The sequence below is a fragment of the Actinomyces oris genome (assembly GCF_001937665.1).
GTDB classification, from domain to species: Bacteria; Actinomycetota; Actinomycetes; order Actinomycetales; family Actinomycetaceae; genus Actinomyces; species Actinomyces stomatis.
Genome location: NZ_MSKL01000031.1, coordinates 36,108 through 58,610, shown reverse-complemented (window position 1 = coordinate 58,610; position 22,503 = coordinate 36,108). Strand labels below are relative to the sequence as shown.

Genomic DNA, 22,503 nt, shown 5'->3' with positions numbered 1-22,503 from the left:
AGGTCCGCTATTGTGTTCGGGTTGCCCAGCGCCCCACGCCTGGGCGGTAAGACCTGACGCCGGGCATCGGCCTGAGCGTTGAAGCATTGAAGATCAGGAGTGAGACCGTGGCTGCTGTGTGCGACGTTTGCGGCAAGGGCCCCATCTTCGGCAAGAGCGTCTCGCACTCCCACGTGCGGACCAACCGCCGGTGGAACCCCAACATCCAGCGTGTGCGTGCTCTCGTCAACGGCGCCCCCAAGCGCCTCAACGTGTGCACGTCCTGCCTCAAGGCCGGGAAGGTGACGCGCAACATCTGAGCGCATCATCTCGAGTCCTTCGAGCACGAGGCCGCCGCTGCGCAAAGCAGTCGGCGGCCTTTGTCGTGCCCCGTTTCTCTTCAACCGGGTACAGGCCCGTCAGGCGTGAGAGAAGTGGTCCCAGCCGGTGTGCTCCTGCGCGAATTCTCCTGCGAGGAGGACGCCCGGCCGGTGCCCCAGCACTCGGGCGGGTGAGGACTGCGGGCTCAGGACCCGGCCGATCACTCTGGCCCCGGCGGGTAGCCGCTCGAGGGCGTCTGCCGGGACGGTGGCGAGCAGTCCGTGATCCTCTCCCCCGGTGAGCAGCCAGCTGCGGGCCAGAGCGCGAGCCGTTGATTCGTCGTGGCCGCTCACGAGCGCTGCCACCGGCTCGAGGAAGGATACGTCCGGCAGGTCTGCTGGATCGTCGAGATCGATGACGACGCCGCTGGCTCGGGCGATCCGACCGGCGTCGCGCAGCAGCCCGTCCGAGACATCCAGCATGGAGGTGGCGCCGGCCAGCGCCAGCTCGCGGCCTGCTGCCAGGGGCGGGGTGGGGGCCCGGAAGACCTCGATGCAGGCCTGGGCCCGAGCCTGCTCCTGGCCGCCGAAGACGGAGGCGTGCGAACCCGACGCATAGTCAGTGCCGGCGCCGAGTAGGGCGAGACCCCCCGCACTGCGCCCCAGGGTTCCAACATGGACGACGACGTCACCGGGCCGGGCGCCGCTTCGCAGAACCGGTGCGCGGCCCTCGAGGTCACCCAGGACCGTGACGGCCACGACCAGTGAGTCACCGGCGCTGAGGTCGCCGCCCACGACGCCCGCCCCGCAGGGCTCGCATCCCTGGGCCAGTCCGCGGGCGAAGTGCCGCACCCAGCCGACCGATGTGGCCGCAGGCATGACCAGGCCAACGACGAGCGCAACCGGCCTGGCACCCATGGCGGCGGCGTCGGCGAGGTTCTGGGCCGCGGCCCTCGCTCCGACGTCACGGCCGGTGGACCACTCGGTACGGAAGTGGCGGCCCTCGACCAGGACATCGGTGCTCACCACCGTGTGCGAGTCGGGGAAGGACAGCACCGCACAGTCATCCCCCGTGCCGACGGGTGTCTGAGGACCACGGGGCAGGAGGGGGGTGATGACGGCGAGAAGCTCCTCCTCGCTGAGGTCACCGACCCGCACGTCCTCACCCGCGTCCCCGTTGCCGGGTGGGTCCTTCTCAGCGGTTGACATCAGTGGAGCGGGCCACGGCCAGCTCGATGAGCTCGGAGACCAGCTCGGTGTAGCCCAGACCGGAGACCTGCCACATATAGGGGTACATGGAGAAGGGTGTGAAACCGGGCATCGTGTTGATCTCGTTGACGACCGCCTCGCCGCTGTCGGTGAGGAAGAAGTCCACCCGGGCCAGCCCCTCGCAGCCGACCGCCTCGAAGGCCCGTGCGGCGGTGTCCATGATGAGTGCGCGCGCCTCGGGGCCGATGCGCGCCGGGCAGACCATGGCGACGGCGTCGTGGGCCAGGTACTTGGTCTCGTAGTCGTAGAACTCGCCGGCGCCATGGGAGGCATCCATGGCGATCTCACCGGGCTCGGCCACCCTGGGGGCGTCATCGTCGCGGCCCTGAAGGACGGCGACCTCGACCTCGCGTCCCACGATGCCGCTCTCCACGAGGACCTTGGGATCGACCGCGCGGGCCGCCTCGATGGCCCCCGGGAGATCCTCAGGGCGGTCGACCTTGCTGATGCCCAGGGAGGAGCCGGCACGGGCGGGCTTGACGAACAGAGGGTAGGTCAGGGACCGGCATGCCTCCAGAATCGCCTCGGGGTCGCGTTTCCAGGCGTGTGGGCCGACGACGACGTGCGGCGCCGTGGCAATGCCCGCGGCCCCCAGGAGCACCTTGGTGACCTGCTTGTCCATGCCCGCGGCGCTGGCCAGCACCCCGCAGCCGACGTAGGGAAGGCCCATCATCTCCAGCATGCCCTGGATGGTTCCGTCCTCGCCGTAGGGCCCGTGCAGCAGTGGCAGGACGACGTCGACCCGCCCCAGGACCTCGGGCCCCGCGGAGCCGAGCACTGTGAGCTCGCCGCCCCCCAGGGGTGCGGTGAGCGTCCCCCGCCCCAGACCGTCGGCGGTGATCGTCACCGGAGGCCGGCTGTCGCTGAGCTCGAGGGCGGCAGGATCGTCCTCGACGAGCAACCACTGGCCCTCGGGGGTGATACCCACGGGAAGGACCTCGTAACGGTCGCGGTCGATGGCTGACAGGACGCCGGCGGCGGTGGCGCAGGAAATCGTGTGCTCACCGCTGCGTCCGCCGAAGACGACGGCAACACGCACTTTGGAGTTGTCAGAACTGGGGACGGAGGGGCCGGTTTCCTGGAGGGCTGTCATAGGTCCCACGCTACCGCGCGGCGCCCCACATGCTGATAACGCACAAGAAACCCGGATTAAAGCCGGCTTTCACTGGGCGTGGAGCGCGCTAGGCCTGAGACGGTGCCGCGTGGACGCCCTCGGCCTTGCGAGGACGGGCCAACAGTGCGTCAGTCACCTGGGCGACACTGGCGGCCCCCTCGACGACGGTGACGACTCCGGCGGTGATCGGCATGTCCACGCCGTGAGCCCGGGCCAGGTCGAGGACGGCGCGGGCCGACTTGGCTCCCTCGGCCACGCCCCGGGAGGCCGCAGCGGCCTCGGCCACGCTCATCCCTTCGCCGAGGTGGCGGCCGAAGGTCTGGTTACGGCTCAGGGGCGAGGAGCAGGTGGCCACCAGGTCCCCCATGCCGGCCAACCCGGAGAAGGTCTCCGGGCTGGCCCCGAGCTTCAGTCCCAGGCGGGTGATCTCCACCAAGCCCCGGGTGATGATCGTGGCCTTGGAGTTGTCCCCCAGGCCCCGGCCGGCGGCCGCGCCGACGGCCAGGGCGATGACGTTCTTGACCGCCCCGCACAGTTCGACACCCAGGACGTCGGTGTTGGTGTAGGGACGGAAGGTGCCGGTGGCGCACAGGGAGGCGATCCGGGCGGCGACCCGCTCGTCGTCGGCGGCCACCACGGTGGCGGTGGGTTGGCCCGCGGCGATCTCGTCGGCCAGGTTGGGGCCGGAGACGACCACGACGCGGGAGGCGTCGATGCCCAGGGCCTCGGCCAGGACCTCGCTCATCCGCAGCCCGGTGCCCAGCTCGATGCCCTTCATGAGGGAGACGGCCACGGCGTCGTCGGCCAGGGTGCCCCGGAGGGGTTCCAGGACTCCTCGGGCCTCCTGGGAGGGCACGGCCACGACGACGATGCCCGCCCCCTCGACGGCTCCGGCCAGATCGGTGGTCGCCTTCAGGCCCGGCGGCAGACGATGACCGGGGACATAGCGCTCGTTGGTGCCGGCATTGATCTCCTCAGCCACCTCCCGACGCCGGGCCCAGATCGTCGTCGGAGTACCGGCCTGGGCCAGGAGGCCGGCAAAGGTGGTGCCCCAGGCGCCTGAGCCGATGACGGCCGCGGTCTGCTGCACCGGTGCACTCGTTGCGCGTTCGACGCCGTTCACTGGCCGTCCTCCTGAGTGTCCGCCTCGGGCAGCGGGTCGGGGCGGCGCACGCCGATCCTTCCCTTGCCGGGGTCGCCGTCATAGTGCATGTCGAAGGGGCGGGGGGCCTTCTCGCCGCGGAGCTCCTCCACCAGGGAGGTGATGGCCCGCATGATCTCGGCGGTACAGGCACGCACGGCCTCGCGGTCCTGGGTGTCCTGCCCGAAGCGGGACAGGTCCATGAGCTCACCGATGGTGACGCGCACGTCCTTGCGGGGGAAGGGGTGGAAGGAACGCCCGTAGGTGTCCAGGATCTCATGCGCGCCCCACTGCCCCATGGGCAGGACGGGGGCGCCACTGGTCATGGCCAGCCGGGCCGCCCCGGTCTTGGCCACCATCGGCCACTTGAGGGGGTCCCGAGAGAGCGTGCCCTCGGGGAAGATCATGATGGCGCCGCCGTCAGCCAGGACCTCACTGGCGGCCTTGAGGGCCGTGGCCGCATTCTGGGTGCCCCGCTGGACCGGGATCTGGCCGCCGGCCCGCAGGATGGACCCGAGCACCGGCACCTTGAACAGGGTGGACTTGGCCAGTGAGTAGACGGGAACATCGGCGTCAACCAGGGCTCGCATGGCCGTGAGCGAGTCGAGGTCGGTCAGGTGGTTGGCCACGGCGATGAAGCCGCCCTCGCGGGGGATGTTCTCCAGACCGGTCACCTTCTGCCGGGAGACCATCTTGAGGAACGGGATGATCGCCCCGCGCGCGGCGAAGCGGTAGAACGGAGTCATGCGGCGTGTTTCAGACACAGGTGAACTCTATCCGCTTCAGCGCGCTGAACGAGGTTCTCCGAGCCGAGCCCGAGGCCTGCCCGTGCGCTCCGCTCCGCCGACCTCGCTGAGACGCGGCCGGCGGAGCGGTTCCGCATCAGGCCAGGCGGGTGACGGCGGCGTTGAGGGACTCCAGCTTGGACATGAAGTGCTCGTAGCCGCGATCGATGAGGTTGACGCCTTCGACGCGGCTGGTGCCCTCGGCGGCCAGGGCCGCGATGAGGTGGGAGAAGCCACCGCGCAGGTCAGGGACGACGATGTCGGCACCGGTCAGCGGGGTAGGCCCGGAGATGACCGCCGAGTGGTAGAAGTTGCGCTGGCCGAAACGGCACTCGGTACCGCCCAGGCACTCTCGGTAGACCTGGATGGTGGCCCCCATCTTGCGAAGGGCACCGGTGAACCCGAAGCGGTTCTCGTAGACGGTCTCGTGGACGATGGACAGGCCCTGGGCCTGGGTGAGCGCCACGACAAGAGGCTGCTGCCAGTCGGTCATGAAGCCGGGGTGGACGTTGGTCTCCACCACGATCGACTTCAGGTCCCCACCGAGGTGGTAGAAGCGGATGCCTTCATCAGTGACGTCGAAGGCGCCCCCCACCTTGCGGAAGGTGTTGAGGAAGGTGGTCATGTGGCTCTGGTGGGCTCCGCGCACGAACACGTCCCCACGAGTGGCCAGGGCGGCAGAGGCCCAGGAGGCCGCCTCAATACGGTCGGGCAGGGCCGAGTGGGTGTAACCGCACAGCTCGTTGACGCCCTCGACGTGGATGGTGCGATCGGTGTCCACCGAGATGATGGCGCCCATCTTCTGCAGGACGTCGACCAGGTCCATGATCTCGGGCTCGACGGCGGCGTTGCGCAGCTCGGTCAGCCCGTTGGCGCGCACAGCAGTGAGCAGGGTCTGCTCGGTGGCTCCGACTGAGGGGTAGGGAAGCTCGATGACGGTTCCGTTGAGACCGTGAGGCGCGGTCAGCCGGATGCCCTGCGCCTGCTTGTCGACCACGGCGCCGAACTGACGCAGGATCTCCAGGTGGAAGTCGATGGGGCGATCACCGATACGGCACCCGCCCAGGTCAGGGATGAAGGCCTCCCCCAGGCGGTGCAGGAGCGGACCGCAGAAGAGGATAGGAATGCGCGAGGAGCCGGCGTGCGCGTCAATGTCCGCCATATGAGCCGACTCGACCTTGGATGGGTCCAGCTGGAGGACGCCCTCCTGCTGGTCGTAGTCGATGCTCACGCCGTGCAGGCTCAACAGCCCCGAGACCACGTCAACGTCACGAATGAGCGGGACATTGCGCAGCACCGAGGGAGACGACCCCAGCAGCGCCGCCACCATCGCCTTGGGAACCAGGTTCTTGGCTCCGCGGACGGTGATCTCACCAGTCAGCGGGCGACCGCCCTCGACCTGGAGCAGACCGTCGACCATGCACACCTCCATGACGTCATCTGGGCGTGCCGCGCGCGTGAGCCGCTCACCCATCCCCGCGCAGGCGCGCGAGGCCGTCCCAGCATAAGCGCACCGGAGGGACTCCCAGGACCCTTTTCAGGGCTGTATCAGGTGGCCTTCGACTCACAGAGAATCCCGATTAATTCTATCCAACACCGTACCAATGCGATGAAATTCGGAGGAGGAACTCTTTGAGCGGGCAGGATCCGAACCACCCAGGTCCCGCTCAGGGCCGGGGCATGTCCGCGGCCCGGGCCGAGACGACCTCCTGGGTCGGCAAGTGCTTGGCCGGCAGGGTACGCGGCTTGAAGGCCGGGCGGGCCTCCTCGTAGGCGCGGATGGCGTCCTCCTGAGTGAGGGTCAGGGAGATGTCGTCGAGCCCCTCCATGAGAATCCAGCGCACGTAGTCATCGATGGCGAAGGCGCAGCGGAACGATCCGGCCTCAACCGTACGGTTCTCCAGGTCCACCGTCACCTCGGTGCCCGGCTCGGTCTCGAGGATCTTCCACAGCTGCTCGCAGTCCTCCTGGGAGACCACTCCGGCCACCAGCCCCTGCTTGCCGGCGTTGCCGCGGAAGATGTCGGCGAAGCGAGGCGCCAGGACGACCTTGAACCCGTAGTCCTTGAGCGCCCACACTGCGTGCTCCCGCGAGGAGCCCGTGCCGAAATCAGGGCCGGCGACGAGCACGGAAGCTCGTTTGTAAGCGTCCTGATTGAGGATGAAGTCGGGCTCACCGGCCCGCCAGGAGGCGAACAGGGCGTCGTCGAAGCCCGTGCGGGTGATGCGTTTGAGATACACCGCCGGGATGATCTGGTCGGTATCGACGGCGCTGCGCCGCAACGGGGCACCGATGCCCGTGTGTCGGATGAACTTGTCCACAGTCTTTGAGCTCCTTGCCTCTACTCGGCCTCTACTGGGCCTCTACTCGCCTGTATGCCTTCGTCTCCCGATCGGCAACGTCCTCTACAGGACGGTCGCAGGAGGCGCGGCGGAGACCGGCGCAACCGCCGTGACCGTTGGGATGTCGCCCGCATCCGGAGCGGAGCCGGTGGAGGTGCCCGCATCCAGCGAGGCGGCAGGCCGTGGCGGCAGATCCCCTGGCGCCGACAGCGCCCCCCGCACGGCGGTGGCCGCGGCGACGACGGGCGAGACGAGGTGGGTCCGTCCACCTTTTCCTTGACGTCCCTCGAAGTTGCGGTTGGAGGTGGAGGCCGCGCGCTCCCCGGAGGAGAGCTTGTCGGGGTTCATGGCCAAGCACATGGAGCAGCCGGCGTTGCGCCACTCGGCGCCGAAGCTCGTGAAGACCCGGTCCAGTCCCTCGGCCTCGGCCTGCAGACGCACCCGGGCGGAGGCCGGCACCACGAGCATGCGCAGCCCTTCGGCCTTCTTGCGCCCGCGCACCACCTCGGCGGCGGCCCGCAGGTCCTCGATACGGCCGTTGGTGCACGATCCGATGAAGACGGTGTCGACCTTGATGTCACGCAGGGGCGTTCCCGGAACGAGGTCCATGTACTCCAGGGCACGTTCGGCGGCGAGCCGCTCAGTGGCGTCGGCGATGTCCTCGGGGTCGGGGACGCGCGCCGACAGCGGCAGGCCCTGCCCGGGATTGGTGCCCCAGGTGACGAAGGGCTCGATGTCCTCGGCCTGAAGAACCACCTCGGTGTCGAAGACGGCGTCGGGATCGGTGCGCAGACTGGACCAGTACTCCACTGCGGCGTCCCAGTCCTCGCCGACGGGTGCGTGAGGACGGTCCTTGAGGTAGTCGAAGGTGGTCTGGTCCGGGGCGATCATGCCGGCCCGGGCGCCGCCCTCGATACTCATGTTGCAGATCGTCATCCGGGCCTCCATCGAGAGCTGCTCAATGGCCCGGCCACGATACTCAATGACATGCCCCTGCGCCCCGTTGGTGCCGATCTTGGCGATGATGGCCAGGATGATGTCCTTGGCCCCGCTGCCCGAGGGCAGGTCTCCGTCGATGGTGACGCTCATCGTCTTGAAGGGGGCGATGGGCAGGGTCTGAGTGGCCAGGACGTGCTCGACCTGGGAGGTGCCGATGCCGAAGGCGAGCGCCCCGAAGGCGCCGTGGGTGGAGGTGTGGGAGTCGCCGCAGACCACGGTCATGCCGGGTTGGGTCAGCCCCAGCTGCGGGCCGACGGCGTGGACGATCCCCTGGTCGGCGTCCCCCAGGGAGTGCAGACGCACCCCGAACTCGGCGCAGTTGGCGCGCAGGGTCTCGATCTGGGCGCGGCTGGTGACGTCGGCGATCGGTAGATCAATGTCGACGGTGGGGGTGTTGTGGTCCTCCGTGGCGATGGTCAGGTCGGTGCGTCGGACCTTGCGTCCGGCCAGGCGCAGCCCCTCGAAGGCCTGGGGGCTGGTGACCTCATGGACCAGGTGAAGGTCGATGTACAGCAGGTCGGGGGCACCGTCGGTACCCTTGGACACCACATGATCGCGCCAGACCTTCTCGGCGAGAGTCATTCCCATCGACTTCATCCTCTCAGCAACAGGTGTTCCCGATCCGCCCCGCACTCAGGAGCGCCCGGAGACGCTGCTGGCCCGCACAGACCGCACGAGGCGGCCGCGCCGCATCCGAGACCACCGAGCACCGCTTGACCCCAGGATGCTGACACTGCGCCGCTTCCCGGGACGACCCTAACTTGAAATCTCATACCTTGAAATGACAGTATCAGATTATGGACAGCCCCTCAGAGAACTCCCCGGAGAACGACAGCAGCGGCGTCGGCGTGATCGACAAGGCGGCCCTGGTGATGAGCGCGCTGGAGTCGGGACCGGCGACTCTGGCCCAGCTCGTGTCCACCACGCACCTGGCCCGCCCCACGGCGCACCGCATCGCGGTCGCCCTGGAGTTCCACCGCCTGGTCACCCGCGACTCACAGGGACGCTTCATCCTGGGCCCCAGGCTCACCGAGCTGGCCAGCGCGGCGGGCGAGGACCATCTCCTGTCCGCCGCCGGACCGGTGCTGGCGGCCCTGCGCGACAAGACCCACGAGTCGGCGCAGCTCTACCGCCGCCAAGGTGACGTGCGCATCTGTGTGGCCAATGCCGAGCGCCCGATCGGACTGCGTGACTCCATCCCTGTGGGCGCCACCATGTCCATGCAGGGCGGCTCGGCGGCCCAGGTGCTCCTCGCCTGGGAGGAGCCAGACCGCCTGCACCGCGGCCTGGTGGGAGCCCGCTTCACCGCCACCATGCTCTCGGCGGTCCGACGTCGGGGATGGGCTCAGTCGGTTGGCGAGCGCGAGCCCGGAGTCGCCTCCGTCTCGGCGCCGGTACGCGGCCCCGGAGGCAAGGTGGTGGCCGCGATCTCGATCTCCGGCCCCATTGAGCGCATGGGGCGCCAGCCCGGCCGGGTCCATGGACACGTGGTCATGGCCGCAGCGCGTCGGCTCTCCGAGGTGCTCAGCGACACAGGCACCGTCTGACGGGGCCGATCACCCCCTCGCCCCGGCGCCGGCTCGCGCGCCCAGCTGGGCTCACGCACCTGCCAGGTCGATGGCTCGCCGGTACGCCTCGACGTTCATCTGCACCACGGAGCCCCACTCGGGCAAGGGGACGTTCTCGTAGTTGTGGGCCTTGATGCGCTCGAGCAGCTCGTCATCCCCCAGAAGAGTGGCGAGCTCGCGGGCCAGGCCGGACTCGTCGTCGGCCAGGAGACCATCAACACCATCGGTGACGAAGTCGCTGACTCCGCTGGAGCGCAGAGCGACGACCGCCAGTCCTGCACTGCGGGCCTCAAGGGTGGAGATGCCGAAGGAGTCGGCGGGCGAGGTCTGCAGGTAGATGTCCGCACGCGTGAAGGCCTGGGCGAGCTCAGTGCGCTCAACGCGCCCCACGAGCGTGATGCGGTCGGCCAGGCCGGATTCGGCGACCTCACGGGCGAGCCTGTCGCGCAGCGGGCCGTCCCCGTAGATCCTGAGGAGCGCATCGCTCCCGGGGGTGCTCCTGACCGCCTGGGCGAAGGCGCGCACGACCTGTAGAGGGCGCTTGCGCTCGACCCACCGCAGGGAGGCCACGACCGTGACCGGCCGGTGAGGCCGTCGCCCCTGGGGACCGGGGCGTTCCAGGCGCCAGTCCTCGACGGTGATGCCGTTGGGCAGAACGGTGACGGGATCCTGAGCGCCGGCGCGCTTGACCTCGGAGGCGAGCATGGAGGACACGGCTGTCAGGTCGGCACCGCCGCGCTGCCACAGGCGCACGGGACTGGCGGGCCCCAGCACCCCGGCCACTGACGCCCAGGGCCCCAGGACGCAGTGGAAGGTGACGGACAGGGGGAGCCCCGCCCGCCGGGCCGCGGCGATGCCGGACCAGGCGAAGGGCGAGACGATGCCGACATGGGCGTGAACGACGTCAGGACGCAGACGGGACAGGAGGTCATCGAGCTCGCGCCCGGCTCGGGGATGAACGGGCAGCTCACTGGGCAGGTGCGCGGTGGTTCGGTAGACGGGGAAGCCATCGGCTCTCTCAACGCTGCGGCCACGACCACCACCCACCGGCGTTGCGGTGACGACGGCGGGCTCATGGCCGGCCCGCTTCAGGTTGCGGGCGAGATCCCGCACCTGAGTCTCGATGCCGCCCAGTCGCGGCGCGTAGCAGTCGGAGACGATGAGGACGCGCATAATCTCAGTTTGCCACGTCCTCCTTCGACAGAGGCCCCTGACGGACTCCTCACGCCGCGCAGGCCCTCATCGGCCACTGACGCTAGGAGACCGCCTCGGCGTTGCGCAGCCCGGCAATGGCCTTCTCGAAGTCCTCCAGGGAGTCGAAGGAGGAGTAGACCGAGGCGAAGCGCAGGTAGGCGATCTGGTCCAGCTCACGCAAGGGGCCCAGGATCGCCAGCCCGACGTCGTGGGAGTCGACGAGCGCCTGACCTCCTGCGCGAATGGCCTCCTCAACCTGGTGCGCCAGAAGCGCGAGCTGATCGTCGGAGACGGGACGCCCCTGACAGGCGCGCCTGACCCCGACCACGACCTTGTCCCGACTGAAGGGCTCGACGACACCGGAGCGTTTCCGGACCGACAGGCTGGCGGTCTCCAGAGTGGTGAAGCGGCGCCCACACTGCTGACACTCACGACGACGACGGATCGAGGTGCCGTCCTCCGCGGTCCGGGAGTCGACAACGCGCGAGCCGTCATGACGGCAGAAGGGGCAGTGCACGCCTGCGACCTCCGATCTCACTGGACTACGTGTCAGTCCATCGGAGAGTAAACGCCCGGCGGGCCGCCCCGCAAGCCCGCCTCAAGGTGCGATCCGCGCACCAGTTCTCACGCCGTAGGCACCTCAAGCGTCTGCCCGGCACGGACGGCGGTTCCCTGGAGATCGTTGAGCTCGACGATCCGGGCCACCATCCCCGGGACGTCCGAGGTCCCGCTCGACTCGGCGATGTCCCACAGGGACTGTCCGGGACGAACAACTGTGGTGGTCGTGTCCGCCGATACGTGAGCAACGGCCGTAGCGGGGACCGGTGAGACCAGGCCCGCCAGAGCTCCGATGGTCAGTCCGCAGCAGGCGAGCACGAAGGCCGCGACAATGACTGCGGAGCCGCTGCGAAGAAGTCGCAGCCTCTCCCGGGAACGCGCCTCTCCCCCAGCCGCCTCCCTCGAGCTGGACGGGCTGGATTCATTCCCCCCAGCGTCCTGAGCGGCGTTGTTCTGCCGCCCCTGCTCCTGCTGAGCGCCACGTCGCAGCCCGGCGGCTCGCACTGCCGGGTGCTGAGGGGCCAGCCTCTCCAGCTCCGCGCGACGATCACGCAGAGCCGCGGGTGTGGCGGGGCGACGCATCGCCGGCGCCGCCGGGACGCAGACGGATGCGGACATGGGGCGCAGCGGACCGCCGACGCTGCGCCGCACGGGAACCTCGGGGACGAAGTCGTCGGTGACCAGCCTCAGCCGAGGCCGACGGGAGGACTGCCCGGCACCCCGGCCATGGGCCGATCCCGCGACAGGCTCATCAGTCCGAGCCCGAGAAGCCTGGCGGGACGGCAGTGGGATGGCGATGACGCTCACAGCAACCTCCTGAACACATGTTCGACGAACGCTTGTTCGACACATTAGCGCCTGAAGGGCGACACGTCCAGCACCTCTTCGAACATGTGTTTGAATCGTGGTCGTCTCGCCGGTAGGCTGGTCATGTCCAAGACGATCACGGACCACCGACATCTATTCCGCGCCCTTGACGCCCCCGGGCCTGAGGGCCGTCCGGCAGGGAGGGCAAGGACCATGAGCACCACAGCAGACCGGGGCGCCTCACCGGCTCCAGGGCCGCACGCCGGAACCGGCGGTTCTGAGGCGACCAGCGCAGCGACGGTCACGGAGGCCGTCAGCGGCCTCGACACGCGCGCCCGTGCGGTCTATGAAGCTGTCCGCGAGGCCATCGCCGCCCACGGGTACCCGCCCTCACTGCGTGAGATCGGCGAGCAGGTGGGACTGACCAGCCCCTCCTCCGTCAAGCACCAGCTGGACAAGCTCGAGCGCCTGGGCCTGGTGCGCCGAGACCCCAATCGCCCTCGGGCGATGGAGGTCGTCACCGCCGACAGCAGTCCCAGTGGCCGCGCAGCCGCCTCCGGCGGCACCGCTCACATCTCCTCACTCGACTCCCCCAGCATCCCCGGCGTCGAGGACGGGGACGCGGTCGCCGTTCCGCTGGTGGGACGGATCGCCGCCGGAACCCCGATCCTGGCAGAGCAGGACGTCACCGACGTCATGGCCCTGCCCCGCCGCCTGACCGGTGAGGGCGAGCTCTTCATGCTGGAGGTGCACGGGGACTCGATGATCGATGCGGCCATCTGCGACGGTGACTGGGTGGTGGTGCGCTCCCAGCCAGACGCGGCCAACGGCGAGATCGTGGCGGCCATGATCGAGGATGTCGACGGCGCCTCGGCAACGGTCAAGGTGCTCTCGCGTCGCGACGGCCACCAGTGGCTGCTCCCCCGCAACTCCAGCTACCCCCCGATCGACGGAGACCATGCCACGATCTTGGGCAAGGTGGTCACGGTGCTGCGTGCCCTGTAGTCACGCACGGCAGCCTGCATGAGAGAAGGACCGCCCCGGTCAGCGGGGCGGTCCTTCAGTGGTTCAGACCGACGGCTCAGTAGCCCAGACCGCGTGCGACCTCACGCAGGTGGTCGGCGGAGGCGATCAGGCGCTCCCTCTCATCCGAGGTCAGGGGCAGCTCGAGGCGACGCCCGGCGCCCTCACGTCCCACGATCGTGGGTACGGCCATGCACACGTCGGAGATGCCGTGCCAGTCGTCCAGCAGCGGGGAGATGGTCAGCACCCGCTGCTCGTCGTTGAGGACGGCACCGATGATGCGCTGTACGGCCAGGCCGACGGCGTAGTTGGTGGCGCCCTTGCCCTCGATGATGCGGTAGGCGGAGCGGACCACGTCGTGGGCGATGCGCTCGCGCTTGGACTCGTCGAACACGCCGCCGTCGAGGGTGGTGCCCCACTGGGTGATCGGCACGCCACCGATCTCGGTGGAGGACCACAGGGGCACCTCGGAGTCGCCGTGCTCACCGGCGATGTAGCCGTGGATGTTCTGAACGGCCGTTCCGGTCTCCAGGGAGATGAGGTAACGCATCCGGGCCGTGTCCAGCACTGTGCCGGAGCCGAAGACCTGGTTCTCGGGCAGGCCGGTGATCTTCTTGGCGCAGTAGGTCACCACGTCCACCGGGTTGGCCACGAGCACGAAGATGGCGTTGGGGGCGACCTCGACGAGCTTGGGAAGGATCTTCTCCATGATGCCGACGGTGGCGCCGGCGAGCTCGAGGCGGGACTGGCCGGGCTTCTGCTTGGCACCGGCGGTGATGGCGATGACATCCGCATCGCGGCAGATCTCGGGGTCGTCGGATCCCGAGACGGAGCCGGCGGAGGTGAACTGGATTCCCTGGGCGATGTCGAGGGCCTCGGCCTCGACCTTCTCCTTGACGATGTCCTGCAGCACGACCTCGCGGGCAACACCCTTGGTCACACAGGCGTAGGCGAGGGTGGAACCAACGGCCCCAGCACCAATGACAGCGACTTTGGAGGGGCGGCCGGAACGGTTGGTGGGGTAGGAGCCTTCAGCGATAGTGGTGATGTGGTCTGACACGTTCTTCTCCTCAATGGGATCTGCTGGGCAGGACCGCAGGGGCGCGAGCACCCGCTCACGCCAAGCCTACGTGCAGTTCCTCCCGAGGGGCACATACCGAAAGGCCCAGCCGGCAGGTTCACTCCTCCCCCGGGGCATCGGGCCGCACGGCGAGACGCCTCAGGGCGGCACGGACCACATCGGGCTTCGTCGTCGGCCACAGGGCGGGCATGGAGCGGGTGAGAAAGCCCCCGTAACGCGCCGTGCGCAGACGCGAGTCCAGGACGGCGACGACACCGCGGTCCTGGCTGCGACGAATGAGGCGCCCCGCCCCCTGGGCCAGGAGCAGAGCCGCGTGGGTGGCCGACACGCTCATGAAGCCATTGCCTCCGGCGGCCACGACGGCGTTGGTGCGGGCCTGGGCGACCGGGTCGTCGGGGCGGGGGAAGGGGATGCGGTCGATGACGACGAGACGGCAGGTGCGTCCGGGCACGTCCACGCCCTGCCACAGCGAGAGGGTGCCCACCAGGCAGGCCGCCTCGTCGTCGGCGAAGGCCCGCACCAGGGTGGGCAGCTGGTCGTCGCCCTGGGCGTAGACGGGCAGGTCGGTGGCTCCGCGCAGTACCTCGGCGGCCTCCTGGGCCGCGCGCTTGGAGGAGAACAGGCCCAGCATGCCGCCTCCGGAGGCCTCGACCAGGGCGAGCATCTCATCCAGGGCCGCCTCCGAGATGCCGGCACCGGGGCGGGGCAGGTGGGCGGCCACGTAGAGGATGCCCTGGCGGGGGTAGTCGAAGGGGGAGCCGACGTCGACGCCTTTCCACGGCTGCTCCGCCAGGGTCAGCCCCAGGGAACGGGCCATGGGCTCAAAGCTGTCCCCCAGGGCGAGGGTCGCCGACGTCATGATGCCGGTGCGACCGTCAAGCAGGTGGTTCGCCACCGATCCGGCGACCTCGATGGGGGCCAGGAGGAGCCGCGGGGGCTCGGCCCCCATGCGGGGACGCTCTATCCAGGCGACATCGCGGCCCTGGGCCACCGAGTCGGAGGTCATGCGGTCCAGGGCGTCGACCAGATCTCCGACGGCGGTGCGGGCGACCGCCAGGCCTCCGGCGGCCTCACTGGAGCGGTCACGCCCCAGGGCGCGGGCCTGGTCGCGCACGTCGGAGGCGACCTGGCGGGCGGCGCCGGCCAGGAGTACCAGCGCATCGTGCAGGGCTGTGGGCAGGGGCGCCTCCAGCCTGCCGTCGGGCAGCTCGGCCAGCGCGAGCTGGAGGGTCTGGCCGGCGGACTCCAGCTCGCTGACCAGTACGGAGGCGTGCTTGCGGGCGGTGGCGGCTGTGCGCGCCACGGCGGCCGCCGACAGGGCGATGGTGCCCTGGGAGCGGATGCGGTCGGCCAGCTCGTGGGCCTCATCGACGATGAGGACCCGGTGGTCGGGAAGGACACCGGGGTTGCCGGCCACGACCACGCCGAGCATGGCGTGGTTGGTCACCACGAGATCGGCCCGGGAGGCGGCGGCGCGCGCCAGCTCGGGGAAGCACTCGGACTTCAGGGGGCAGGACTGCCCCAGGCACTCGGCCCGGGAGACGGAGACCTGGGCCCAGGCGCGCTGGGACACGCCGGGGACGAGGTCGTCGCGGTCACCGGTGTCCGTTCTGGCCGCCCACTCGCGCAGGCGGACCACCTGCTCCCCCAGGCTCGCGTCGGTCCCGTGCCCGGCGGCCGGTTGTGCGATGGCGTCACCGACGCCGAAGAGCGCGGAGTCGTCCTCGTCCTGCGGGTAGCCGCCGTCCAGGCGGTGCCGGCACAAGTAGTTCTGCCAGCCCTTGAGCAGGGCCACCTCGGGGCGGGTGCCGGTGACCTGCTCGACGGCGTCGGCCGCCAGAGGCGCGTCCTTGGTGAGGACCTGCCGCTGAAGGGCCAGGGTGGCGGTGGAGACCACGACCCGATGACCGGCCTGCACCGCGTGGACCATGGCGGGGACCAGGTAGCCCAGCGACTTTCCCGTCCCGGTGCCGGCCTGCACCAGGAGGTGGGTGCCGTCCGCCAGGGACTGGGTCACCTCCCGGGCCATGGTGGCCTGCCCCTGGCGGGGGCTGCCGCCCATGGAGCGCACCGCGGTGTTCAGGACGTCCAGGACCCTGCGGTCACTGGCGCTGTCGGTGTCAGGCCGGTCCGTCTGGCACGGCTCGCTCGGGGTCACGGCGCCTCTCAGCCGACGGTGACGCCCGCGGCGGCGCCCTCGATCTCCGCAGCCAGGGCGGCGCCGACGCGTGCGACGACGTGAGTCCCCGTCTCGACATAGTCGACCGTGTCGATCTCTCCCTCGGCGTGGACCCGGGAGACGAGGTCTCCGCGGGAGTAGGGCACCACGACGTCGATGCTCACCTGCGGGTGGGGCAGCATCTGCTCGATGCGAGCGCGCAGCTCCTCGATCCCCTCACCGGTACGGGCTGAGACCGCGACCGCTCCGGGCAGACCGGTGCGCAGCGCGGCCAGGGTGACGGCGTCGGCGAGGTCGGTCTTGTTGAGGACGATGAGCTCGGGCACGTCCAGGGCGCCGGGGATCTCGGACAGGACGGTGCGCACGGCCGCCACCTGGCTGAGGGGGTCGGGGTGGGCGGCGTCGACGACGTGCAGCACGAGGTCGGCCCCGGCCACCTCCTCCAGGGTGGAGCGGAAGGCCTCGATGAGCTCGTGGGGCAGGTTGCGCACGAAACCGACGGTGTCGGTGAGGGTGTAGGTGCGCCCTTCGGAGGTCTCGGCCCGCCGCACGGTGGGGTCGAGGGTGGCGAACAGGGCGTCCTCGACCATGATGCCGGCCTCGGTGAGGCGGTTCATGAGGGAGGACTTGCCGGCGTTGGTGTAGCCGGCGATCGCCACCGAGGGGATGGCTCCGCGTCGGCGCGAGCCGCGCTTGGTCTCACGCGAGGGCGCCATGGCCTGGATCTCGCGGCGCAGGCGGGCCATGCGCTGGCGGATGCGGCGCCGGTCGAGCTCGATCTTGGTCTCTCCGGGGCCGCGCGAGCCGATGCCCTGACCAGCGGCCACACGGCCTCCGGCCTGTCGGGACATGGACTCTCCCCATCCGCGCAGGCGCGGCAGGAGGTACTCGAGCTGGGCGAGCTCGACCTGGGCCTTGCCCTCGCGGGACTTGGCATGCTGGGCGAAGATGTCCAGGATGAGGGCGGTGCGGTCGACGACCTTGACGCCGACGACGTCCTCCAGGGCGCGGCGTTGGGAGGGGGCGAGCTCGCCGTCGACGATCACCGTGTCGGCGCCGGCCGCGGCCACCACCTCAGCCAGCTCGCGCGCCTTGCCGCTGCCCAGGTAGGTGGCGGGATCGGGGTGGTCGCGCCTCTGGATGAGGGCGTCGAGGACCTCGCTGCCGGCGGTCTGGGCCAGGGCGGCCAGCTCACGCAGGGAGGTGTCGGCGTCCTGGGTGTCGCGCACCTGAAGGCCGCTGCCGCCCGGTGCGCCGGTGGCCGAGCCGTGGGGCCGGGGCAGCTCCAGGCCGACCAGGACGACCTTCTCCAGGCGGACCTGACGGTACTCGACCTCGCTGACGTCCTCGAGCTCGGTGGACAGGCCGGCCACACGGCGGCGGGCGGCGCGGGCCTCCCGCTCGAGGGCGCCGTCGTCGTCACCGTCCTCGAAGCCGTCAGCATGCTCGTGCTGGGCGGCGGTGGAGGCCAGGGCGGTCCCGGTTCGGGACAGGACCCGGGCGACGACGTCATGAACGTCACGGGTCTCATGAGCGTCACGGGCGTCGCGGAGGTCTGCTGCCTCGTCGGGGGTGGAGGGGGTGTTGGGGTGGTGATGGGTCACAAAAAGTCCTTCGTCGTATGCCTGCGCCCCTCCGATGGGGCGCGATGGTTCTGGCGGGGAGCGGCGCCGGCCGCCGTTTCAGCGCATACGAAGGATCCACATGAGGGCGATGCTACTGCCCGTGGGCGCGTGGGGCCACCCGCCGACTCGGGCGGCGCGTCGGGCCAGCAGCGGGGTGAGGAGGAGCCCCACGGCGAGCAAGATGAGTGTCGGCCACAGCCGGTCCGTCTCGACACCGGATGCCGTGGGGGCGACGAAGGCCGTGGTGACCGTCCCCAGAACCGCACCGGCGATCGTCACGGCGGTGGCGGCCTGGGCGTGGGTGATGCCATCGGGCTCTGCGGGATCGGTGACGATGCGGTTCATGGTGTCCAGGTGGGTCAGGCCCATGCCGATGCCAGCCACGCCGTAGCCCACGGGCAGCCCCCACCAGCCCGGTCGGCCGAGACCCGTGGTGGTCATAAGCGCGGCGCCGAGGACGAAGAAGGCCGCGGCCAGCGTGGTGCGGCGGCGGTAGGCCTTCGGTTCCCACGCCGGATGGGCCCCGCAGACAAGCGCGACGACCGACCAGCCGATACCGCCTGCGGTGAGCGCCCAGCCGATCTGGGTCGGGGTCATGTCCAGGACATCGTGGGCGCTGGGAGCAACCAGGTAGTCCAGGGTCAGGAAAAAGGCGCACACCCACATCAGGGTGGCGATGCCCACGCGCCGGCCGACCGCCAGGTGCAGGGTCCCTGGTGGTCCCGCTGGCGACTCCGGGCCAGAACCAGGGGCTGGAGGCACGCAGCGCCCCGATGATCGCCACACCTGTGGCCATGGCCCCGGCGGGCAGCCATAGCACTGCCTCGTCACCCTCTGCCCCCTCATCCAGGCTGATAGCGCGGATCCGCCCGGCCATGACGGCACGTGCCGCGATGAGCAGCGGCAGGTGGGCCACGAGGGCCCAGCGCCAGCCCCCAGGAGGCGCTGACGCCGGAGGCGTAGACGGGTCCGACCAGGGCCGCCACGACCCATATGCCCGATCCTCCCGCCAGGCACAGCCGCCTCCAGGCGTCGGGCAGGCCGGTGACCATGACCCCCATGGTCGCTGTCGCGAGCGCCCCGGCGGCCAGGCCCCGCAGGATCTCCCCGAGGACGTAGACCTCGATGTTCGGGGCGAGGGCTCCGACGACGGCGCCGGAGGCGCCTCCCGTTGGCTTCTCCGATGTGCTACCGGACCTTCCGACACGGGGTCGGATGGTAGCGGAGACATCGTCATCACATCAGGCTACCCGCCTCGATACAACCGCTGTGCGGCGTTCCAGCCACCGCCGCACCACCATGAAGACAGTTCCGGCAAGCGCAGCGTGCACAAGGCTGATCCCGGCCACCTCTGGCGTGGCGAACTCGATCCCGACCCCGGAGTCGATCCAGCCAAGACCACCCAGAAGCACGCGGTTGATGGTGAGAAACGTGAAATGGAAGGCGATCGCAGAGGTGAGCGCACCCGGTAGTGGGATCCGTCGGGCCGCAACCAGTGTGAGGCCGAAGACGAACAGCAAAACTATGTAGAAAAAGGGGTCGTTACCGCTCGGCGCCAGAGAGAAGCCCGTCGTTCCACCCCCTAGAACGAGCGTTGACGTCATTCGAATCAGATTGCTGAACGCCGTACTGAGGCAGAAGAGAACCGTGATCGTCATGGTGGCCGCGAGCGGGCCCCAACTTTCCCGTAGAGTCGACCACCCGTAGCCGCGCAGCGCGATCTCCTCCGGCAATGCCTCGTACAGTAGCAGGACGACCGCGTTGACTGCGAGGAAGGTTGCGAGCGCCACCGGTTCGAGGTGATCGAACCGGGCCCAGCCGATCAAGAACACGGGTGTCCACACAACAGCCCCGGTCACGACACCGACGGCCACCCCGGTCGCGGCCGCGGCGGGCCAGTGACGTGATAGGCCCATCCCGGCGAGAGTCCTGCGGTCAAGGAGACGACGACAAGCCACGATCGCGGGAACAACGAACAATGTGACCAGAACTGCCTGAGACACGCGAATGAATGCAGGTCCGGTCTCAGTCCTGGATCCGACAGCCTGTGCGATCGCTATCGAAAGAGTCACTCCCAACGTCAAGATTGCCCAGCCGCTGAGCGCCTTTGCGAGAGCCCTGTATCGGCTCATGACAACATCCCTCTCCTACCGCCCGCACCCCTATGGAGAGACGATCGTATTATCATAAAGCCGCGTCTCGCAAAATCGGCACTCCTCGCCTGGCAAGGGGGCAGCGGACTGATGACCGCCTTGGTTTCCTCCCTCTGTCGACGAGCAGAGCTTGGGTAGCCTGGTGGGCGTGAGCGAGCACTACTTCACCGCCTCCCCCGCCGTCGAGGCCGAGGAGCGCACCCACCGCTTCTCGATCCGCGGTGTCGAACGCACGGTGGTCACGGCCTCGGGCGTCTTCAGCGCCGACCGCCTCGACAAGGGCACCCAGGTCCTCCTCGATCACGTTCCCGATCCGTCCGAGACCGGCACGTTCCTCGACCTGGGCTGCGGCTGGGGGCCGATCACGCTGGCCCTGGCCGGGGCCGCCCCGAGGGCGAGGGTCCTGGCCACCGATGTCAACGAGCGCTCGCTGAGACTGACCGCTCGCAACGCCGCTGCCGCAGGCCTGGACAACGTGCGTGTCTCCCCGGCCGACGCGCTGCTGGCCGAGCTGCGCGAGAGCTCGACGCCGGTGGATCTCATCTGGTCCAACCCTCCGGTGCGCATCGGTAAGGATGCCCTGCACGCTCTGCTGCTGGACTGGCTGTCGCTGCTGTCCGATGACGGTGAGGCCTGGCTGGTGGTGCTCAAGAACCTGGGTGCCGACTCCCTGGCGGCCTGGCTGGGGGACCAGGGCTGGGACGTGAGCCGAATGGCCTCCTCGAAGGGCTTCAGAATCCTGCGGGTACGCCACTGACACGGCTGGCACACAGTCGGGTCGGCACCCGGACGGGGCCCGCCCGGCTGTCGTGACGGCGATCCTGGCGACGCTCCCGTCGGTCTACCGGCGTCGTCGTCTCGCCAGGAGCAAGTCGATGACGGCGACCCCTGCGGAGACGGCGATGGTGGCCACGACTGCCAGCAGGCCGGCTTGAGCGGCGACCTCCCAGCCCGAGGAGTGTGAGACCCGGAAGGTCAGGCCCGTGATGACGGCGATGCCGATGGAGGCGCCGATGCGCTCACCGGTCTGGAGGATGCCGCCCGCGGCCCCGGCGTACTCCAGGGGGACGTCGGCCAGGGAGAGGGTCTGGTTCGGGGAGACCACGAGGCCCTGCCCCACTCCGAGCACCAGCAGCGTGAGGGTCAGCCACCAGGGACTCCACCCCGCGCGCGCATGCATGTGCATGATGCCGATGCTCGCAAGCAGTCCGGCCATGCCCAGCACCATGCCGCCGAGCACCATGACCCGCCCCACCCGGATCACCCGGCGGCCGGCGACAGCCGCGGTGATCGATGCCGCCAGGGCGGCCGGGACTCCGATGAGGCCGCTGGCCAGCGCGGTGGATCCCAGGCCGGCCTGGACGTACTGGGCCACGATGATCCACACGCTGGTGTAGCCCAGGAAGTACACGGCGATGGCCAGGCTGCCGTAGGCGAAGGAGGGGATGGCCAGCAGGCTGAGGTCCACCATGGGGGCGCCACCCCTGGCCCGGTAGCGCTTCTCCCAGGCCACCCAGACGCCGATGACGCCGATGCCGGCGGCCTCCAGGCCCCAGATCCAGGTGCCGGCCGAGGCCTCCATGAAGGGGATCATGATGAGCAGCGTGCCGACGGCGAGCAGCCCCATCCCCACCGGGTCGAGATCGATCCCGCCGCGGTGGGTGGCCCCGGCGGTGTCGGCATCGGGGCTGTCCGCCTGTTCCGTCTGACCTGTGTCGCTGCCCCGGCGCCAGGCGGAGGCCGGCAGGTACCGACGTGCGGCCCAGACACCGGCCAGGGTGAGGGGGACGTTGATGAGGAAGGAGGCGCGCCAGCCCCAGTCGTCCCCGAGCCAACCGATGAACCCGCCGCTGAGCACCGGCCCCAGCGCCACCGAGACCCCGATAACGGCGCCGAAGAGCCCGAAGGCGCGTCCTCGGGCCTCACCGGTGTAGTACTGCTGGATCATGCCGGTCACCTGAGGATTGAGCAGCCCTGAGCCGACTCCCATGACGACACGGGCCAGGTTGAGGGTGACGACGTCAGGAGCCAGGCCCGAGGCGAGGGCTCCGACCCCGAACAGGAGCATGCCGATGACGAAGAGCCGACCCCGCCCCATGACGTCGCCGGCGCGGCCGGCCGGGACGAGGGCGACCCCGAAGACGAGGGCGTAGCCGGAGACGACGAGCTGGAGGCCTGTGGTACCGGCACTCAGGCTGTGAGAGACCGCCGGCAGGATGACGTTGACCGAGGAGACGGCCAGCAGCGTGACGAAGGCGGGGATGAGCAGTGTCGGCAGAAGCCGCTCATGGTCCGGACACGGCGTCTCGGGTGGGACACTGGGGCGAGGCTTGGGCACGTCGAGAGGCTACCGCGAGCCGGGCGGC

General features: G+C 69.8%; 20 protein-coding genes. 4 read left to right on the top strand and 16 right to left on the bottom strand.

The features are described from left to right. The first annotated feature begins 107 nt into the window (after positions 1-107). Positions 108-299, top strand: a complete 192-nt coding sequence (gene rpmB, locus BKH28_RS12035; RefSeq protein ID WP_003785965.1) for a 50S ribosomal protein L28 — start codon at positions 108-110, stop codon at positions 297-299. A gap of 99 nt (positions 300-398) precedes the next feature. On the opposite strand, the gene BKH28_RS12030 is transcribed toward rpmB, so the two are convergent. From BKH28_RS12030 to leuC, 7 genes are all read right to left on the bottom strand, one after another. Then, positions 399-1,508, bottom strand: a complete 1,110-nt coding sequence (locus tag BKH28_RS12030; protein ID WP_075419024.1) for a thiamine-phosphate kinase — start codon at positions 1,506-1,508, stop codon at positions 399-401. Next, complete coding sequence (locus BKH28_RS12025) at positions 1,495-2,661, bottom strand: D-alanine--D-alanine ligase family protein (RefSeq protein ID WP_075419023.1); 1,167 nt, start codon at positions 2,659-2,661, stop codon at positions 1,495-1,497. The genes BKH28_RS12030 and BKH28_RS12025 overlap by 14 nt, the downstream gene beginning before the upstream one ends. An 88-nt stretch (positions 2,662-2,749) precedes the next feature. Then, complete coding sequence (locus BKH28_RS12020) at positions 2,750-3,805, bottom strand: NAD(P)H-dependent glycerol-3-phosphate dehydrogenase (RefSeq protein WP_075419022.1); 1,056 nt, start codon at positions 3,803-3,805, stop codon at positions 2,750-2,752. Next, positions 3,802-4,569 (bottom strand): lysophospholipid acyltransferase family protein, encoded by a 768-nt coding sequence (locus tag BKH28_RS12015; RefSeq protein WP_075419021.1) that lies wholly within the window; start codon positions 4,567-4,569, stop codon positions 3,802-3,804. The genes BKH28_RS12020 and BKH28_RS12015 overlap by 4 nt, the downstream gene beginning before the upstream one ends. Before the next feature lie 136 nt (positions 4,570-4,705). Beyond that, the gene (gene murA / locus BKH28_RS12010) at positions 4,706-6,028 is read right to left on the bottom strand and encodes a UDP-N-acetylglucosamine 1-carboxyvinyltransferase (RefSeq protein WP_075419068.1); all 1,323 of its coding nucleotides are present in this window, start codon (positions 6,026-6,028) and stop codon (positions 4,706-4,708) included. A 247-nt stretch (positions 6,029-6,275) separates the two neighbouring features. After that, positions 6,276-6,929 (bottom strand): 3-isopropylmalate dehydratase small subunit, encoded by a 654-nt coding sequence (leuD, locus tag BKH28_RS12005; RefSeq protein WP_075419020.1) that lies wholly within the window; start codon positions 6,927-6,929, stop codon positions 6,276-6,278. Between the two features lie 84 nt (positions 6,930-7,013). Next, entirely contained in the window at positions 7,014-8,537 is a 1,524-nt protein-coding gene (leuC, locus tag BKH28_RS12000) for a 3-isopropylmalate dehydratase large subunit (RefSeq protein WP_075419019.1), read from the bottom strand. 209 nt (positions 8,538-8,746) lie between these two features. On the opposite strand from leuC, the gene BKH28_RS11995 reads away from it, so the two are divergent. Continuing rightward, positions 8,747-9,496, top strand: coding sequence for an IclR family transcriptional regulator (locus tag BKH28_RS11995; RefSeq protein ID WP_075419018.1), 750 nt, complete (start codon positions 8,747-8,749; stop codon positions 9,494-9,496). A 51-nt stretch (positions 9,497-9,547) separates the two neighbouring features. Here the strand turns inward: BKH28_RS11995 and BKH28_RS11990 are convergent, their stop codons facing one another. The 3 genes from BKH28_RS11990 to BKH28_RS13895 all read right to left on the bottom strand — a co-directional run bounded on the left by BKH28_RS11990 (position 9,548) and on the right by BKH28_RS13895 (position 12,076). Beyond that, positions 9,548-10,690: a glycosyltransferase family 4 protein gene (locus BKH28_RS11990; RefSeq protein ID WP_075419017.1), complete on the bottom strand. Its 1,143-nt coding sequence runs from the start codon at positions 10,688-10,690 to the stop codon at positions 9,548-9,550. A gap of 82 nt (positions 10,691-10,772) precedes the next feature. Beyond that, the gene (nrdR, locus tag BKH28_RS11985) at positions 10,773-11,228 is read right to left on the bottom strand and encodes a transcriptional regulator NrdR (protein ID WP_075419016.1); all 456 of its coding nucleotides are present in this window, start codon (positions 11,226-11,228) and stop codon (positions 10,773-10,775) included. A 107-nt stretch (positions 11,229-11,335) separates the two neighbouring features. Then, positions 11,336-12,076, bottom strand: a complete 741-nt coding sequence (locus tag BKH28_RS13895) for a LysM peptidoglycan-binding domain-containing protein (RefSeq protein WP_075419015.1) — start codon at positions 12,074-12,076, stop codon at positions 11,336-11,338. Between the two features lie 213 nt (positions 12,077-12,289). Here BKH28_RS13895 and lexA point away from each other — a divergent pair, with 213 nt between their 5' ends. Further along, on the top strand, positions 12,290-13,081 hold the full coding sequence (gene lexA / locus BKH28_RS11975) for a transcriptional repressor LexA (protein WP_075419014.1): 792 nt from the start codon (positions 12,290-12,292) through the stop codon (positions 13,079-13,081). A gap of 76 nt (positions 13,082-13,157) precedes the next feature. Here lexA and BKH28_RS11970 read toward each other — a convergent pair whose 3' ends face one another. The 5 genes from BKH28_RS11970 to BKH28_RS11950 form a co-directional block, all read right to left on the bottom strand. Beyond that, positions 13,158-14,159 carry an L-lactate dehydrogenase gene (locus BKH28_RS11970; RefSeq protein ID WP_075419013.1) on the bottom strand — a complete coding sequence of 334 codons (1,002 nt, stop codon included), beginning with the start codon at positions 14,157-14,159 and terminating at the stop codon, positions 13,158-13,160. Positions 14,160-14,277: 118 nt separating this feature from the next. Then, entirely contained in the window at positions 14,278-16,338 is a 2,061-nt protein-coding gene (locus BKH28_RS11965; protein ID WP_075419012.1) for an ATP-dependent DNA helicase, read from the bottom strand. A gap of 8 nt (positions 16,339-16,346) precedes the next feature. Further along, a complete protein-coding gene (gene hflX / locus BKH28_RS11960) occupies positions 16,347-17,963 on the bottom strand; it encodes a GTPase HflX (protein ID WP_075419011.1) in 1,617 nt (538 codons plus the stop codon). Positions 17,964-18,041: 78 nt separating this feature from the next. Then, positions 18,042-18,644, bottom strand: a complete 603-nt coding sequence (locus BKH28_RS11955) for a hypothetical protein (protein WP_256695950.1) — start codon at positions 18,642-18,644, stop codon at positions 18,042-18,044. Positions 18,645-19,225: 581 nt separating this feature from the next. Continuing rightward, complete coding sequence (locus BKH28_RS11950; protein WP_075419010.1) at positions 19,226-20,116, bottom strand: hypothetical protein; 891 nt, start codon at positions 20,114-20,116, stop codon at positions 19,226-19,228. Positions 20,117-20,285: 169 nt separating this feature from the next. Here BKH28_RS11950 and BKH28_RS11945 point away from each other — a divergent pair, with 169 nt between their 5' ends. Continuing rightward, a complete protein-coding gene (locus BKH28_RS11945; protein WP_075419067.1) occupies positions 20,286-20,894 on the top strand; it encodes a class I SAM-dependent methyltransferase in 609 nt (202 codons plus the stop codon). Between the two features lie 84 nt (positions 20,895-20,978). Here the strand turns inward: BKH28_RS11945 and BKH28_RS11940 are convergent, their stop codons facing one another. Next, on the bottom strand, positions 20,979-22,475 hold the full coding sequence (locus BKH28_RS11940) for an MFS transporter (RefSeq protein WP_075419009.1): 1,497 nt from the start codon (positions 22,473-22,475) through the stop codon (positions 20,979-20,981). Positions 22,476-22,503 lie beyond the last annotated feature (28 nt).

Bases quoted from the DNA above. Each gene is read 5' to 3' on its own strand.
- murA (WP_075419068.1), bottom strand. From the start codon at position 6,028: ATGGTCGACGGTCTGCTCCAGGTCGAGGGCGGTCGCCCGCTGACTGGT.
- BKH28_RS11995 (WP_075419018.1), top strand. From the start codon at position 8,747: ATGGACAGCCCCTCAGAGAACTCCCCGGAGAACGACAGCAGCGGCGTC.
- leuC (WP_075419019.1), bottom strand. From the start codon at position 8,537: ATGGGAATGACTCTCGCCGAGAAGGTCTGGCGCGATCATGTGGTGTCC.
- BKH28_RS11990 (WP_075419017.1), bottom strand. From the start codon at position 10,690: ATGCGCGTCCTCATCGTCTCCGACTGCTACGCGCCGCGACTGGGCGGC.
- lexA (WP_075419014.1), top strand. From the start codon at position 12,290: ATGAGCACCACAGCAGACCGGGGCGCCTCACCGGCTCCAGGGCCGCAC.
- BKH28_RS12030 (WP_075419024.1), bottom strand. From the start codon at position 1,508: ATGTCAACCGCTGAGAAGGACCCACCCGGCAACGGGGACGCGGGTGAG.
- BKH28_RS12025 (WP_075419023.1), bottom strand. From the start codon at position 2,661: ATGACAGCCCTCCAGGAAACCGGCCCCTCCGTCCCCAGTTCTGACAAC.
- BKH28_RS11950 (WP_075419010.1), bottom strand. From the start codon at position 20,116: ATGAGCCGATACAGGGCTCTCGCAAAGGCGCTCAGCGGCTGGGCAATC.
- BKH28_RS12015 (WP_075419021.1), bottom strand. From the start codon at position 4,569: ATGACTCCGTTCTACCGCTTCGCCGCGCGCGGGGCGATCATCCCGTTC.